Here is a 15,590-nt window from a genome sequence, read left to right as displayed (position 1 = left end):
GTGTCTCGTGGCTAAAAAAGTAATTAAAGTTGTCAAATTGCAAATTCCTGCAGGGAAAGCGAATCCAGCACCACCAGTCGGTCCAGCATTAGGTCAAGCTGGTGTTAACATCATGGGATTCTGTAAAGAATTCAACGCTCGTACAGCTGATCAAGCAGGTTTAATTATTCCTGTTGAAATTACGGTGTATGAAGACCGTTCATTTACATTTATTACGAAAACTCCACCTGCTGCTGTATTACTTAAAAAAGCGGCTGGTATCGAGTCTGGTTCTGGTGAGCCAAACCGTAATAAAGTGGCAACAGTAAAGCGCGACAAAGTGCGCGAGATTGCTGAAACAAAAATGCCAGACTTAAACGCGGCGAGCATTGAAGCAGCTATGCGCATGATCGAAGGAACAGCGCGCAGCATGGGTATCGTCATCGAAGACTAATGAAGATCTGGCTGGAGAAGGTTGCGGAAGCGAACTATATAGTTTTCGCAACCTTTATTCGTGGGAGGTCTTTCCGTTAAAACCACAAAAGGAGGAAATAAACATGCCGAAAAGAGGAAAACGTTACTTAGAGGCAGCGAAGTTGATTGATCGCTCAAAAGCATACGCTGTGCAAGAGGCGATCGAATTAGTGAAAAAGACAAACGTTGCAAAATTTGATGCAACAGTAGAGGTTGCTTTCCGTTTAGGAGTTGATCCGAAGAAAGCGGATCAACAAATTCGCGGTGCAGTTGTATTGCCGCACGGTACAGGTAAAGTACGCCGCGTATTAGTGCTTGCAAAAGGTGAAAAAGCGAAAGAAGCAGAAGCGGCAGGTGCAGATTATGTAGGTGATACAGATTACATCAACAAAATTCAACAAGGTTGGTTTGAGTTCGATGTGATCGTTGCAACTCCTGATATGATGGGTGAGGTAGGTAAAATCGGTCGTATTTTAGGACCAAAAGGTTTAATGCCAAACCCTAAAACAGGAACAGTTACATTTGACGTGGCGAAAGCGGTTAATGAAATTAAAGCTGGTAAAGTAGAATACCGCGTTGACAAAGCAGGAAACATCCACGTGCCGATCGGTAAAGTATCATTTGATACTGAAAAATTAGTAGAAAACTTCGCAACAATCTATGAGACAATCTTAAAAGTGAAGCCAGCAGCGGCGAAGGGCACATACGTGAAAAACGTAACAGTCGCTTCAACAATGGGACCTGGCGTAAAAGTAGATCCTTCTACAGTTGCTGTTGCTAACTAATTATAGATATTGACTTTTTAGAAACGCTTTAGTATACTATCTATTGTTTGAAAAGCGAATATCATTTGTACCGTAGACAGTAGGTGCCTCATATAGGCTTAATTTCCTACCGAGGTGTTGAGACTCATAAATAAGTGCATCTTGCACTTTTCGGGGGCCTCCATGTCTGCGTTGACATGGAGGTTTTTTATTGAACGGTATAAGTGGTGTCGAAACTCAACTTCTACAGGAGGTGTTGACATGAGCAGCGTACTTGAACAAAAGCAGCAGCTAGTAGCGGAGATTGCTGAAAAGCTTCGCGCGAGCAAATCAACGATCATCGTTGATTATCGTGGTTTAAATGTCGCTCAAGTTACAGAGCTTCGTAAGCAACTTCGCGAAGCGGGCATCGAGTTCAAAGTGTACAAAAACACATTAACTCGTCGTGCTGTTGCTGAGTTAGGATTAGAAGGTTTGGATGAAACATTAACAGGTCCGAATGCGATTGCATTCAGCAATGATGATGTCGTTGCTCCTGCAAAAATTTTAAACGAATTCGCGAAAAAGAACGAAGCGTTAAAAATTAAAGCAGGTATCATCGAAGGTAACGTAGCAACACTTGAAGAAGTTAAGGCGCTTGCAGAGCTCCCATCTCGCGAAGGCTTGCTCTCTATGTTGCTTAGCGTTCTTCAAGCACCAATCCGCAACTTTGCGCTTGTTACAAAAGCAGTTGCTGAGAAGAAAGAAGAACAAGGCGCTTAATTTTCAAATTGCCTAAAACTAAAATATTAAGGAGGAAGATCGATCATGACTAAAGAACAAATCATTGAAGCGGTTAAAAATATGACTGTTTTAGAATTAAACGACTTAGTAAAAGCAATCGAAGAAGAATTTGGTGTAACTGCTGCTGCTCCTGTAGTAGTTGCTGGTGGTGGTGCTGCTGGTGCTGCTGCTGAAGAAAAAACTGAATTCGACGTTATCCTTGCAGATGGCGGCGCGCAAAAAATCAAAGTTATCAAAGTTGTACGCGAACTTACTGGTCTTGGCTTAAAAGAAGCAAAAGACTTAGTAGACAACACTCCAAAGCCAGTTAAAGAAGGCGTTTCTAAAGAAGAGGCTGAAGAAATTAAAGCGAAACTTGAAGAAGCTGGCGCGAAAGTTGAAATTAAGTAATAAAGTAAAGAAGCTCGCTCAAAACGGCGAGCTTCTTTGTGTTTTTATGTGCATTCGTTTACAATAAAGGAAAGAGAGGTGAAAGTGATGGGTGATCACTACTATACTGAACGGCCAACTGTAGAAAGTAAGCCGTTTCAATGGACGTATATGTTACGAGGTCATCAGTTTTTATTTACCGTTGATCAAGGTGTGTTTTCAAAAAAAGAAGTCGATTTCGGTTCCCGGCTACTAATTGAAACATTCGCGGAACCAAATGTGAGTGGAAATATTCTTGATGTTGGTTGTGGATACGGGCCAATCGGTTTGGCGCTGGCGAAAGATTTTCCACATCGAATGGTACATATGATTGATGTAAATGAGCGAGCGATTGAGTTGGCTAAGAAAAACAAACAGCAAAATGATATTGAAAATGCTCAGATTTACATAAGCAACTTATTTGATCGAGTAGAAGGGAAGTTTGCTGCAATTGTGACAAACCCGCCGATTCGAGCAGGAAAAGCAGTCGTTCATTCCATTTTTGAGCAAAGTGCGAACTACTTGCTTCCGGGTGGTCAACTATGGGTTGTTATTCAAAAGAAACAAGGTGCTCCGTCTGCTTTAGAAAAGTTAAAGATGATTTTTGATGAAGTTGATGTTGTGGAAAAGAAAAAAGGTTACTTTATTATTCGAGCACAAAAAGCTTGACGCTACATTTTCAGTATGGTACCATTATAAAATGCTAAATGTGTATTTTTTTTAGTTTACGTATGCTGTGTATGTATGTATAATTTTAGTTTTAAAGGAAAAACTTATAAAATATATAATAGGTCAAACATGTGGTTTTCTTATAAGAAACCATTTCTTTTTTGTCTGATGACAAGTTATTAATGTTTGATTTGAGGGGTGAATCAGTTGACAGGTCAACTAGTTCAATACGGACGACACCGCCAACGAAGAAGTTATGCGCGCATTAGTGAAGTGTTAGAACTACCAAACTTAATCGAAATTCAAACTTCTTCTTACCAGTGGTTTCTCGACGAAGGATTGCGTGAAATGTTTCAAGATATTTCACCGATCGAAGATTTTACAGGGAATTTGTCACTAGAGTTTATTGATTACAGCTTAGGAGAACCGAAGTACTCTGTTGAAGAGTCGAAAGAACGCGACGTTACATACGCAGCACCGCTTCGGGTGAAAGTACGCCTAATCAATAAAGAAACAGGTGAAGTAAAAGAACAAGATGTATTTATGGGAGATTTCCCGTTAATGACAGAAACAGGCACGTTCATTATTAATGGTGCTGAACGTGTTATCGTTTCCCAGCTTGTTCGTTCACCGAGCGTATATTACAGCGGAAAAGTAGATAAAAACGGAAAGCGAGGCTTTACAGCTACCGTTATTCCAAACCGTGGTGCATGGCTTGAATATGAAACAGACGCAAAAGACGTTGTGTACGTTCGCATTGATCGTACACGTAAGTTGCCTGTGACCGTGTTATTGCGAGCGTTAGGTTTTGGTTCAGACCAAGAGATTGTCGATTTACTTGGTGATAACGAGTACATTCGTAATACGTTAGAAAAAGACAACACAGAAAGTACAGAAAAAGCGTTGCTTGAAATTTATGAACGGTTACGTCCAGGGGAGCCGCCTACCGTTGAAAATGCGAAAAGCTTGCTTATCTCTCGTTTCTTTGATCCAAAACGATACGATTTAGCAAGCGTTGGTCGCTATAAAATTAACAAAAAGCTCCATATTAAAAACCGTTTATTCGGTCAACGTTTAGCAGAAACGCTCGTTCATCCGGAAACGGGTGAAGTGATTGCTGAAAAAGGAACGGTTCTCGATCGGAGAACGCTCGACCGCATTTTACCTGAGCTTGAAAAAGGGATCGGTATGCGTAAATACCAACCGCTTGGGGGCGTTGTCGAAGATGAGTTCGCTTTGCAAGCAATCAAAATTTATGCTCCAAACGATCCAGATGGCGAAAAAGTCATCACAGTCATTAGTAATGGATATATTCCAGAAACAGTAAAACATATTACACCTGCAGATATTATTGCATCTATTAGCTACTTCTTTAACTTATTGCATGGCGTCGGTGATACAGACGATATCGACCATTTAGGAAATCGCCGACTTCGCTCTGTTGGCGAGTTGCTGCAAAATCAATTCCGAATCGGACTTTCGCGTATGGAGCGCGTCGTTCGTGAACGGATGTCCATTCAAGATACAAACACAATTACACCACAGCAACTCATTAATATTCGCCCAGTCATTGCGGCCATTAAAGAGTTTTTTGGAAGCTCACAATTGTCGCAATTCATGGATCAAACGAACCCATTGGCCGAATTGACACATAAACGTCGTCTTTCTGCGCTTGGTCCGGGCGGTTTAACGCGTGAGCGTGCCGGTTTTGAAGTGCGTGACGTTCACTATTCACATTATGGCCGCATGTGTCCAATCGAAACGCCAGAAGGTCCGAACATCGGATTAATTAACTCGCTTTCGACATATGCAAAAGTGAATAAATTTGGCTTTATTGAAACACCTTATCGACGTGTTGATCCTGAGACAGGAAAAGTAACGAATCAAATTGACTATTTAACAGCGGATGAAGAAGACAATTACGTTGTGGCTCAAGCAAACGTTCCGATTGCGGAAGATGGAACATTTTTAGAAGAAAACGTTGTTGCTCGTTTCCGTGGTGAAAACATTGTCGTTAAGCGTGATCGTGTCGATTATGTAGACGTTTCGCCAAAGCAAGTCGTATCCGTAGCTACAGCGTGTATCCCATTCTTAGAAAACGATGACTCAAACCGTGCGCTTATGGGTGCGAACATGCAACGTCAAGCTGTTCCACTTATGCAACCGGAAGCTCCAATCGTTGGTACAGGAATGGAGTATGTGGCAGCGAAAGACTCTGGTGCTGCAGTCATTTGTAAGCATCGCGGAATTGTTGAGCGAGTCGAAGCGAAAGAAATTTGGGTACGCCGTTTAATCGAAGTCGATGGAAAAGAAGTCAAAGGTGACTTAGATAAATATCGTCTGTTGAAGTTTGTTCGTTCAAACCAAGGAACGTGCTACAATCAACGCCCGATTGTTAAAGCGGGTGACATTGTAGAGAAAGGTGAAATTTTAGCTGATGGTCCATCGATGGAAAAAGGCGAGTTAGCACTTGGTCGCAACGTGCTTGTTGCGTTCATGACATGGGATGGATACAACTACGAGGACGCGATTATTATGAGCGAGCGTCTCGTGAAAGACGATGTGTATACATCAATTCATATCGAGGAATACGAATCTGAAGCGCGCGATACAAAGCTCGGTCCGGAAGAAATTACGCGCGATATTCCAAACGTCGGTGAAGATGCGCTTCGTAACTTAGATGAACGCGGTATTGTCCGCATCGGTGCAGAAGTAAAAGATGGAGACTTGCTTGTCGGTAAAGTTACTCCAAAAGGTGTTACGGAGTTAACTGCAGAAGAGCGCCTATTGCATGCTATCTTTGGCGAGAAAGCACGTGAAGTTCGAGATACATCTTTACGCGTACCACATGGTGGGGGCGGAATCGTTCTTGATGTCAAAGTGTTTACTCGCGAAGACGGCGATGAGTTGCCGCCAGGTGTAAACCAACTTGTCCGTGTGTACATTGTACAAAAACGGAAAATTTCCGAAGGTGACAAAATGGCAGGACGCCATGGAAATAAAGGGGTTATTTCTCGTATTTTACCTGAAGAAGATATGCCGTTTTTACCAGATGGCACACCAGTTGACATCATGTTAAACCCATTAGGCGTACCTTCGCGTATGAACATCGGGCAAGTGCTTGAGTTGCATCTCGGTATGGCAGCGAGAAAGTTAGGTCTTCATGTCGCTTCGCCTGTATTTGACGGCGCTCGTGAAGAAGATGTATGGGCGACGTTAGAAGAAGCAGGAATGGCACGCGATGCGAAAACCGTTCTATACGACGGACGGACTGGAGAACCGTTTGACAACCGTGTTTCTGTCGGTATTATGTACATGATTAAGCTTGCGCACATGGTTGACGATAAATTGCATGCTCGTTCGACAGGTCCGTACTCACTTGTTACGCAACAACCACTTGGTGGAAAGGCGCAGTTTGGTGGTCAGCGTTTCGGTGAGATGGAAGTATGGGCGCTTGAAGCATACGGTGCAGCTTATACGTTGCAGGAAATTTTAACTGTCAAATCAGATGATGTCGTTGGTCGCGTGAAAACATACGAGGCGATTGTGAAAGGTGAAAACGTTCCGGAACCAGGCGTTCCTGAATCGTTCAAAGTGTTAATTAAAGAGCTACAAAGCTTAGGTATGGACGTCACAGTTTTATCAAGTGATGAAAAAGAAATTAGTATGGAAAACTTCGGGGAAGATGATGACGTTCAATCAGTTGACATCATCCCACCTACAGATGAGTCAGCCAAAGAAGATGAAGGCGTTGTTGTAAAAGAATAGCGTGTTGACATAAGGGTAAAACCTGGATATTAAAAGGGAGGTAGGCCCCTTGTTAGATGTGAATAAGTTTGAATATATGAAGATCGGACTCGCTTCACCCGAGAAAATTCGTTCTTGGTCGTATGGTGAAGTTAAAAAACCAGAAACGATTAACTATCGAACATTAAAACCAGAAAAAGATGGACTGTTTTGCGAACGTATTTTCGGTCCGACGAAAGACTGGGAATGTCATTGTGGAAAATATAAGCGCGTTCGTTATAAAGGTGTCGTTTGTGACCGATGCGGTGTCGAAGTCACACGTGCAAAAGTTCGCCGTGAGCGCATGGGTCATATTGAACTAGCAGCCCCTGTTTCACATATTTGGTACTTTAAAGGAATTCCTAGCCGCATGGGACTTGTCTTAGACATGTCCCCTCGCGCGCTAGAGGAAGTCATTTACTTTGCATCTTACGTTGTGACGGATCCAGGCGATACGCCGTTAGAAAAGAAGCAATTGCTTTCTGAAAAAGAATATCGCGCGTATCGCGAGAAGTACGGAAATTCGTTTCAAGCTTCAATGGGTGCGGAAGCGATTAAAAAATTGTTACAAGACATCGATCTTGAAAAAGAGGTAGAAACGTTAAAAGAGGAATTGAAGACAGCACAAGGACAACGTCGTGCTCGTACGATCAAACGTCTTGAAGTGCTTGAAGCGTTCCGTAACTCTGGTAACGATCCTTCCTGGATGATTTTAGATGTATTACCGGTTATTCCGCCTGAATTGCGCCCGATGGTACAGTTAGACGGCGGTCGTTTTGCGACATCAGACTTAAACGATTTATATCGTCGAGTTATTAATCGAAACAACCGTTTAAAACGTCTATTAGACCTTGGTGCGCCGAACATTATTGTGCAGAATGAAAAACGGATGCTTCAAGAGGCGGTTGATGCGTTAATTGATAACGGTCGTCGTGGTCGTCCGGTTACAGGCCCAGGAAACCGTCCGTTGAAGTCGCTTTCCCATATGTTAAAAGGAAAGCAAGGTCGTTTTCGTCAAAACTTGCTCGGTAAGCGCGTTGACTACTCTGGTCGTTCCGTTATCGTTGTCGGTCCGAACTTGAAAATGTATCAATGCGGATTACCGAAAGAAATGGCGCTTGAGTTGTTCAAACCGTTCGTTATGAAAGAATTAGTAGAACGTGGCTTAGCACATAACATTAAAAGTGCGAAGCGAAAAATTGAGCGCGTCCACCCAGAAGTTTGGGATGTTTTAGAATCTGTCATCAAAGAGCATCCGGTGTTATTAAACCGCGCACCGACCCTTCACCGTCTCGGTATTCAAGCTTTCGAACCGACGCTTGTAGAAGGGCGTGCGATCCGATTACATCCACTTGTATGTACGGCATACAACGCCGACTTCGACGGTGACCAAATGGCTGTGCACGTACCACTTTCAGCAGAAGCACAGGCGGAAGCACGTCTACTTATGCTTGCGGCACAAAACATTTTGAACCCGAAAGACGGAAAGCCGGTCGTTACGCCTTCACAAGACATGGTTTTAGGAAACTACTACTTAACGATGGAACGAGAAGGTGCAGTTGGAGAAGGAATGGTCTTTAAAGATACGGACGAAGCGCTGTTAGCTTACCATAATGGCTATGTTCATTTGCATACACGCATCGCCGTTCATGCTGGTTCGTTGAAAAACGAAACGTTTACAGAAGAGCAAAATAATAAGTTGCTGATCACGACAGTTGGAAAGTTAATCTTCAATGAGATTTTGCCGAAGTCATTCCCATATATTAATGAGCCGACGCAAGAGAACATTGAAGAACGAACGCCGGATAAGTATTTCTTAGATAAAGGTGTGAACGTGAAAGAAGAAATTCGTAAGCGTGCACTCGTTCCACCATTTAAGAAAAAAATTCTCGGTAACATCATCGCGGAAGTATTTAAACGTTTCAAAATTACAGAAACATCTAAAATGCTTGACCGCATGAAAGATCTTGGCTTTAAGTACTCAACAAAAGCCGGTATTACAATTGGTGTCGCCGACATTGTTGTCTTGCCTGAAAAACAAGAAATTTTAGAAGAAGCACAAGCAAAAGTTGATACGGTATTAAAACAATTTAGACGCGGTTTAATTACTGATGAAGAACGTTATGAGCGTGTTATTTCGATTTGGAGTGCGGCGAAAGACAAAATTCAAGGTCGCTTAATGGAATCGCTTGATAAACGAAATCCAATTTTCATGATGAGTGACTCTGGAGCCCGTGGTAACGCATCGAACTTTACGCAACTTGCTGGTATGCGTGGATTAATGGCGAACCCAGCTGGACGTATTATCGAGCTTCCGATTAAATCTTCATTCCGCGAAGGTTTAACGGTACTTGAGTACTTCATTTCAACACATGGTGCACGTAAAGGTCTTGCGGATACCGCGTTAAAAACAGCGGACTCTGGTTATTTAACACGTCGTCTCGTTGATGTGGCACAAGACGTTATCATTCGTGAAGATGACTGCGGCACAGATCGTGGTACGTTAATTCGTGCGTTAAAAGACGGTACAGAAGTGATTGTGAAACTCGAAGATCGTCTCATTGGACGTTATGCACGTAAGACGGTGAAACATCCGGAAACAGGTGAAGTGCTTGTGCGTGAAAACGAAATGATCACGGAAGACATTGCGAACGCGATTGTCAAAGCGGGTATTGAAGAAGTATGGATTCGTTCGGCATTTACATGTAACACGCGTCATGGTGTATGTAAAAAATGTTACGGACGCAACTTGGCAACAGGTGCGGAAGTTGAAGTTGGTGAAGCGGTCGGTATTATCGCAGCCCAATCGATCGGTGAGCCGGGTACACAGCTTACAATGCGTACGTTCCACACAGGCGGGGTAGCAGGAGACGATATTACCCAAGGTTTACCGCGTGTACAAGAGTTGTTTGAAGCGCGTAATCCAAAAGGTCAAGCCGTCATTTCAGAAATTGATGGTGTTGTTGTGGCGATTAACGAAACGCGTGACCGTCAACGTGAAATTGTTATTCAAGGCGAAGTCGAGACACGTACGTATACAGCTCCTTACAGCGCGCGCTTGAAAGTGCAAGAAGGACAGAAAGTTGAGCGCGGTCAAGAACTAACAGAAGGCTCAATCGACCCGAAAGAGTTGTTGAGAGTCAAAGATATGAATGCTGTACAAGAATACTTGTTGCGTGAAGTACAAAAAGTATACCGCATGCAAGGGGTAGAAATTAGCGATAAACATATCGAAGTTATGGTTCGCCAAATGCTTCGTAAAGTGCGCGTCATTGATGCAGGCGATACAGACTTGTTGCCTGGTACATTGCTTGATATTCATCAATTTACAGATGCGAATGCAAAAGTGTTGATGGAAGGTAAACGTCCGGCGACAGCTCGCCCAGTATTACTCGGAATTACGAAAGCATCGCTTGAAACAGATTCGTTCTTGTCTGCAGCTTCATTCCAAGAGACGACACGTGTCTTAACGGATGCAGCAATTAAAGGGAAACGCGACGAATTACTTGGATTAAAAGAAAACGTCATTATCGGTAAACTTGTTCCAGCGGGAACAGGTATGGCTCGTTACCGCAAAGTAAAGCCGATAATTAAAACAGCAAAAGATGAAGACGCTGTTACAACGAAATAATGATGAACCTATTGCTAGCATCGTTTGCTAGCAATAGGTCAAAAAATAGTTGACACAGCACTCAGAAAGTGATAGCATAATAAAGGTGTTCCGAAAACCTGTCACTTTGGAGGATATGTTACATGTCTTATGAAAAAGTCGCACAGGCGAAACAGATTATTGTAGGAACGAAACAAACAGTACGAGCTCTGAAAGATGGAAAGGTACATGAGATCGTGATTGCTGAAGATGCGGATGCAGCAATTATCGATAAAGTGCTTGAAGCAGCGAGGGAAGCAAATGTGCCTGTTTGTAAAGTGGACTCGATGAAAATGCTCGGGAAAGCGTGTAAAATCGACGTAGGAGCTGCGGCTGTTGCGATTATTCGTTAAAAACTGTTTTTGTGGGTTACTACAAAAACTTTGTTTTTGCATAAAAATGAGCCACCTGGATGTGTGGGCTTGAATTTGATTGTGAAGGGAGGAAATTTACCATGCCTACAATTAACCAGCTTGTACGTAAAGGTCGTACAAAAAAGGTAGTGAAATCTAAATCACCTGCGTTAAATAAAGGGTATAACAGCTTCAAAAAAGTTCAAACAACTGTTTACTCTCCGCAAAAACGTGGAGTATGTACACGTGTAGGTACAATGACACCAAAGAAGCCAAACTCTGCGCTTCGTAAATATGCCCGTGTACGTTTATCTAACGGTATCGAGGTAACTGCATACATCCCAGGTATCGGTCACAACTTACAAGAACACAGCGTTGTATTAATTCGCGGTGGACGTGTAAAAGACTTACCAGGGGTACGTTACCACATCGTCCGCGGTGCTTTAGATACAGCAGGTGTAGCGAACCGTATGCAAGGTCGTTCTAAATACGGTGCGAAAAAACCAAAAGCGGCTAAGAAATAATATTCGACATCTTTTGTTGATTTTTACTGAAAGGAGGAAAAAATATGCCACGTAAAGGTCCGGTTCCTAAACGAGATGTGTTACCAGATCCAATTTACAATTCAAAGCTAGTTACACGTTTAATCAATAAAATTATGATTGACGGTAAAAAAGGTAAAGCACAAAAAATTCTTTACACAGCGTTCGATATCATTCGTGAGCGCACAGGTAAAGATCCAATGGAAGTGTTTGAGCAAGCGTTGAAAAACGTTATGCCAGTTCTTGAAGTTCGCGCACGCCGTGTTGGTGGTGCAAACTATCAAGTTCCTGTTGAGGTGCGTCCAGAGCGCCGTACAACATTAGGTCTTCGTTGGCTCGTGAACTACGCTCGTCTTCGTGGAGAAAAAACGATGGAAGAGCGTTTAGCGAACGAAATCATGGATGCTGCAAACAATACAGGTGCAGCTGTGAAGAAGCGCGAAGATACACATAAAATGGCAGAAGCAAACAAAGCGTTTGCGCACTATCGTTGGTAATTTTTTCGTTAAATTAAGAATAGGTGAGAGCGATGCGGTTGAAACTAAAAAAGCATGCCCATCGCTCATTCGCCTATATTCCTATATGCAAATAAAATTACGATACTTCATTTAAGGAAGGAGAAAAAATCCATATGGCAAGACAGTTCTCCTTGGAAAACACTCGCAATATCGGAATCATGGCCCATATCGACGCCGGTAAAACAACAACAACAGAGCGTATCCTTTTCTACACAGGACGCGTTCATAAAATCGGTGAAGTTCATGAGGGCGCAGCAACGATGGACTGGATGGAGCAAGAACAAGAGCGCGGAATTACAATTACGTCCGCAGCGACAACAGCTCAATGGAAAGGCCATCGCATTAACATCATCGATACACCTGGACACGTCGACTTCACAGTAGAAGTTGAGCGTTCATTGCGTGTATTAGACGGTGCGGTAGCGGTATTAGACGCACAATCAGGTGTAGAACCGCAAACAGAAACAGTATGGCGCCAAGCGACTACATACGGTGTTCCACGTATCGTTTTCGTTAACAAAATGGACAAGATCGGCGCTGACTTCTTGTACTCTGTAAACACACTTCATGAGCGTTTACAAGCGAATGCGCACCCTGTTCAATTACCAATTGGTGCAGAAGATCAATTTACAGGTATCATCGACCTTGTTGAAATGTGCGCATATCACTATCACGATGAATTAGGAAAAAATATCGAGCGCATCGAGATTCCTGAAGACTATCGTGATATGGCAGAAGAATACCGCGGGAAATTAATTGAAGCGGTTGCAGAGCTTGATGAAGAATTAATGATGAAATATTTAGAAGGGGAAGAAATTACGAAAGAAGAGTTAAAAGCTGCAATTCGTAAAGCGACAGTTTCTGTGCAATTCTTCCCAGTATTTTGTGGTTCTGCATTCAAAAACAAAGGTGTTCAATTAATGCTTGACGGAGTTGTTGACTACTTACCATCACCAGTCGACATTCCTGCGATTAAAGGAACTGTTCCTGATACAGAAGAAGAAACAGTTCGTGAAGCGCGTGACGATGCTCCGTTTGCAGCGTTAGCGTTCAAAATTATGACAGACCCTTACGTTGGTAAGTTGACGTTCTTCCGCGTATACTCAGGTACATTAAACTCTGGTTCTTACGTGTTGAACTCAACAAAACGTAAGCGTGAACGTATCGGTCGTATTCTACAAATGCACGCAAACCACCGCGAAGAAATTGCACAAGTTTACGCAGGTGACATTGCGGCAGCTGTAGGTTTAAAAGATACAACAACTGGTGATACGTTGTGTGATGAAAAAGACCCAGTCATCTTGGAGTCTATGCAATTCCCAGAGCCAGTTATTCAAATCGCGATCGAACCGAAGTCAAAAGCTGACCAAGATAAGATGAGCACAGCATTGCAAAAACTTCAAGAAGAGGACCCAACATTCCGTGCATGGACAGACCAAGAAACAGGTCAAACGATCATCGCGGGTATGGGTGAGCTTCATCTTGACATCATCGTTGACCGTATGCGTCGCGAGTTTAAGGTAGAAGCAAACGTTGGTGCTCCTCAAGTTGCGTACCGCGAAACATTCCGTAAATCTGCACAAGTTGAAGGTAAATTTGTGCGTCAGTCTGGTGGTCGCGGTCAATACGGTCACGTTTGGATCGAGTTCTCGCCAAACGAAGAAGGAAAAGGCTTTGAATTCGAAAACGCGATTGTCGGTGGGGTTGTTCCGAGAGAATACATCCCTGCAATTCAAGCAGGTCTTGAAGATGCAATGCAAAACGGTGTTCTTGCTGGATACCCAGTTGTTGACATTAAAGCGAAATTATTTGACGGTTCTTACCACGATGTTGACTCAAGCGAAATGGCGTTCAAAATCGCTGCTTCTATGGCATTGAAAAACGCAGCGGCAAAATGTGACCCTGTATTGCTTGAGCCAATCATGAAAGTAGAAGTCATCGTCCCTGAAGAATATTTAGGTGACATCATGGGTGACATCACTTCTCGTCGCGGTCGCGTCGAAGGTATGGAAGCTCGCGGTAACGCACAAGTTGTTCGCGCGATGGTTCCACTTTCTGAAATGTTTGGATACGCAACTTCATTGCGTTCAAATACACAAGGTCGCGGAACGTTCACAATGGTATTTGACCATTATGAAGAAGTTCCGAAGAGCATTGCTGAGGAAATCATCAAAAAAAATAAAGGTGAATAATTGATTTTCTAGCATTGTTCAAGTATAAATACTTATGTAAGACTTGGAAGTGGACGTGCCTGTGCACTTTCACTTCCGAGCATTCTATACTTCAAATAAAAACACTAAGGAGGATATTATAATGGCTAAAGAGAAATTCGAACGTACGAAACCACACGTCAACATTGGTACAATCGGCCACGTTGACCATGGTAAAACAACTTTAACAGCTGCAATCACAACAGTTCTTGCGAAACAAGGTAAAGCACAAGCACGCGCGTATGATCAAATCGACGCTGCTCCAGAAGAGCGTGAGCGCGGAATTACAATCTCAACTGCACACGTTGAGTACGAAACTGACAACCGTCACTATGCACACGTTGACTGCCCAGGTCACGCTGACTACGTGAAAAACATGATCACAGGTGCTGCGCAAATGGACGGCGCGATCCTTGTTGTATCTGCTGCTGACGGTCCAATGCCACAAACTCGTGAGCACATTCTTCTTTCTCGCCAAGTAGGTGTACCTTACATCGTTGTATTCTTAAACAAATGCGACATGGTAGACGACGAAGAACTTTTAGAGCTTGTTGAAATGGAAGTTCGCGATCTATTATCTGAATACGACTTCCCTGGAGACGAAGTTCCTGTAATTAAAGGTTCTGCGTTAAAAGCGCTTGAAGGAGATCCAGCTTGGGAAGAAAAAATCATTGAGCTTATGAACGCTGTTGATGAGTACATCCCAACTCCACAACGCGAAATCGATAAACCGTTCATGATGCCAGTTGAGGACGTATTCTCAATCACTGGTCGTGGTACAGTTGCTACTGGTCGTGTTGAGCGCGGTATCTTAAAAGTTGGTGACCAAGTAGAGATCATCGGTCTTTCTGAAGAGCCAAAAGCAACAACTGTTACAGGTGTTGAAATGTTCCGTAAGCTTCTTGACCAAGCTGAAGCTGGTGACAACATCGGTGCGCTTCTTCGCGGTGTTTCTCGTGACGAAGTACAACGCGGTCAAGTATTAGCGAAACCAGGAACAATCACTCCACACACAAAATTTAAAGCACAAGTTTACGTATTAACAAAAGAAGAAGGTGGACGTCATACTCCATTCTTCTCTAACTACCGTCCACAATTCTACTTCCGTACAACGGACGTAACAGGTATCATCCAACTTCCAGAAGGTGTTGAGATGGTAATGCCTGGTGACAACATCGAAATGACAGTAGAATTAATCGCACCAATCGCGATCGAAGAAGGTACAAAATTCTCGATCCGCGAAGGTGGACGTACAGTAGGTGCAGGTTCTGTATCTGAAATCATCGAGTAATCGATAAAGTGGTCTAGCTTGCTGCTAGACCACTTATTTTTGTTCCATTGAAATTGCGTAATGAAATATGTATAATAGGAAAGGCAGTTTGTTTAGAAAAGAAATAAAAAACTTGCATTAGGCATGAAAATTATATATAATAATAAACGTTGGTCTTTGACTGC

Annotated in this window: 12 protein-coding genes and 1 other annotated feature; all 12 genes read left to right on the top strand. The window is 42.9% G+C overall.

Annotated features, from left to right (window positions below):
* Positions 1 to 7 precede the first annotated feature (7 nt).
* The 12 genes from rplK to tuf all read left to right on the top strand — a co-directional run bounded on the left by rplK (position 8) and on the right by tuf (position 15,426).
* Positions 8 to 433, top strand: a complete 426-nt coding sequence (rplK, locus tag LD028_RS13780) for a 50S ribosomal protein L11 (RefSeq protein WP_003397643.1) — start codon at positions 8 to 10, stop codon at positions 431 to 433.
* Between the two features lie 103 nt (positions 434 to 536).
* Positions 537 to 1,238, top strand: a complete 702-nt coding sequence (rplA, locus tag LD028_RS13775; RefSeq protein ID WP_006322669.1) for a 50S ribosomal protein L1 — start codon at positions 537 to 539, stop codon at positions 1,236 to 1,238.
* Between the two features lie 52 nt (positions 1,239 to 1,290).
* Positions 1,291 to 1,436, top strand: a sequence feature (ribosomal protein L10 leader region).
* 42 nt (positions 1,437 to 1,478) lie between these two features.
* Complete coding sequence (gene rplJ / locus LD028_RS13770; RefSeq protein ID WP_004888648.1) at positions 1,479 to 1,979, top strand: 50S ribosomal protein L10; 501 nt, start codon at positions 1,479 to 1,481, stop codon at positions 1,977 to 1,979.
* 45 nt (positions 1,980 to 2,024) lie between these two features.
* A complete protein-coding gene (gene rplL, locus LD028_RS13765; RefSeq protein ID WP_237812087.1) occupies positions 2,025 to 2,390 on the top strand; it encodes a 50S ribosomal protein L7/L12 in 366 nt (121 codons plus the stop codon).
* A gap of 87 nt (positions 2,391 to 2,477) precedes the next feature.
* The gene (locus LD028_RS13760) at positions 2,478 to 3,077 is read left to right on the top strand and encodes a class I SAM-dependent methyltransferase (RefSeq protein WP_237812086.1); all 600 of its coding nucleotides are present in this window, start codon (positions 2,478 to 2,480) and stop codon (positions 3,075 to 3,077) included.
* A gap of 207 nt (positions 3,078 to 3,284) precedes the next feature.
* Positions 3,285 to 6,845 carry a DNA-directed RNA polymerase subunit beta gene (rpoB, locus tag LD028_RS13755; protein ID WP_237812085.1) on the top strand — a complete coding sequence of 1,187 codons (3,561 nt, stop codon included), beginning with the start codon at positions 3,285 to 3,287 and terminating at the stop codon, positions 6,843 to 6,845.
* A gap of 49 nt (positions 6,846 to 6,894) precedes the next feature.
* Positions 6,895 to 10,494 (top strand): DNA-directed RNA polymerase subunit beta', encoded by a 3,600-nt coding sequence (gene rpoC / locus LD028_RS13750; RefSeq protein WP_237812084.1) that lies wholly within the window; start codon positions 6,895 to 6,897, stop codon positions 10,492 to 10,494.
* Positions 10,495 to 10,616: 122 nt separating this feature from the next.
* Complete coding sequence (locus tag LD028_RS13745; protein WP_237812083.1) at positions 10,617 to 10,865, top strand: 50S ribosomal protein L7ae-like protein; 249 nt, start codon at positions 10,617 to 10,619, stop codon at positions 10,863 to 10,865.
* A gap of 101 nt (positions 10,866 to 10,966) precedes the next feature.
* Positions 10,967 to 11,389, top strand: coding sequence for a 30S ribosomal protein S12 (rpsL, locus tag LD028_RS13740; RefSeq protein WP_003397652.1), 423 nt, complete (start codon positions 10,967 to 10,969; stop codon positions 11,387 to 11,389).
* A 44-nt stretch (positions 11,390 to 11,433) separates the two neighbouring features.
* Entirely contained in the window at positions 11,434 to 11,904 is a 471-nt protein-coding gene (gene rpsG / locus LD028_RS13735) for a 30S ribosomal protein S7 (RefSeq protein ID WP_004888658.1), read from the top strand.
* A gap of 134 nt (positions 11,905 to 12,038) precedes the next feature.
* Positions 12,039 to 14,117, top strand: a complete 2,079-nt coding sequence (gene fusA, locus LD028_RS13730) for an elongation factor G (protein ID WP_128999498.1) — start codon at positions 12,039 to 12,041, stop codon at positions 14,115 to 14,117.
* A 121-nt stretch (positions 14,118 to 14,238) separates the two neighbouring features.
* Entirely contained in the window at positions 14,239 to 15,426 is a 1,188-nt protein-coding gene (tuf, locus tag LD028_RS13725; protein WP_004888661.1) for an elongation factor Tu, read from the top strand.
* Positions 15,427 to 15,590: the final 164 nt, after the last annotated feature.

This window comes from Anoxybacillus sp. LAT27 (assembly GCF_022030075.1).
Taxonomy (GTDB): Bacteria; Bacillota; Bacilli; order Bacillales; family Anoxybacillaceae; genus Anoxybacillus; species Anoxybacillus kestanbolensis.
Note: the sequence above shows the minus strand (reverse complement) of the source record. Positions and strands in the feature narration are given on the sequence as shown.

Coding starts and splice junctions, on each gene's coding strand:
- rplA (WP_006322669.1), top strand. CDS start 537: ATGCCGAAAAGAGGAAAACGTTACTTAGAGGCAGCGAAGTTGATTGAT.
- rplJ (WP_004888648.1), top strand. CDS start 1,479: ATGAGCAGCGTACTTGAACAAAAGCAGCAGCTAGTAGCGGAGATTGCT.
- rplL (WP_237812087.1), top strand. CDS start 2,025: ATGACTAAAGAACAAATCATTGAAGCGGTTAAAAATATGACTGTTTTA.
- LD028_RS13760 (WP_237812086.1), top strand. CDS start 2,478: ATGGGTGATCACTACTATACTGAACGGCCAACTGTAGAAAGTAAGCCG.
- LD028_RS13745 (WP_237812083.1), top strand. CDS start 10,617: ATGTCTTATGAAAAAGTCGCACAGGCGAAACAGATTATTGTAGGAACG.
- rpsL (WP_003397652.1), top strand. CDS start 10,967: ATGCCTACAATTAACCAGCTTGTACGTAAAGGTCGTACAAAAAAGGTA.
- rpsG (WP_004888658.1), top strand. CDS start 11,434: ATGCCACGTAAAGGTCCGGTTCCTAAACGAGATGTGTTACCAGATCCA.
- fusA (WP_128999498.1), top strand. CDS start 12,039: ATGGCAAGACAGTTCTCCTTGGAAAACACTCGCAATATCGGAATCATG.
- tuf (WP_004888661.1), top strand. CDS start 14,239: ATGGCTAAAGAGAAATTCGAACGTACGAAACCACACGTCAACATTGGT.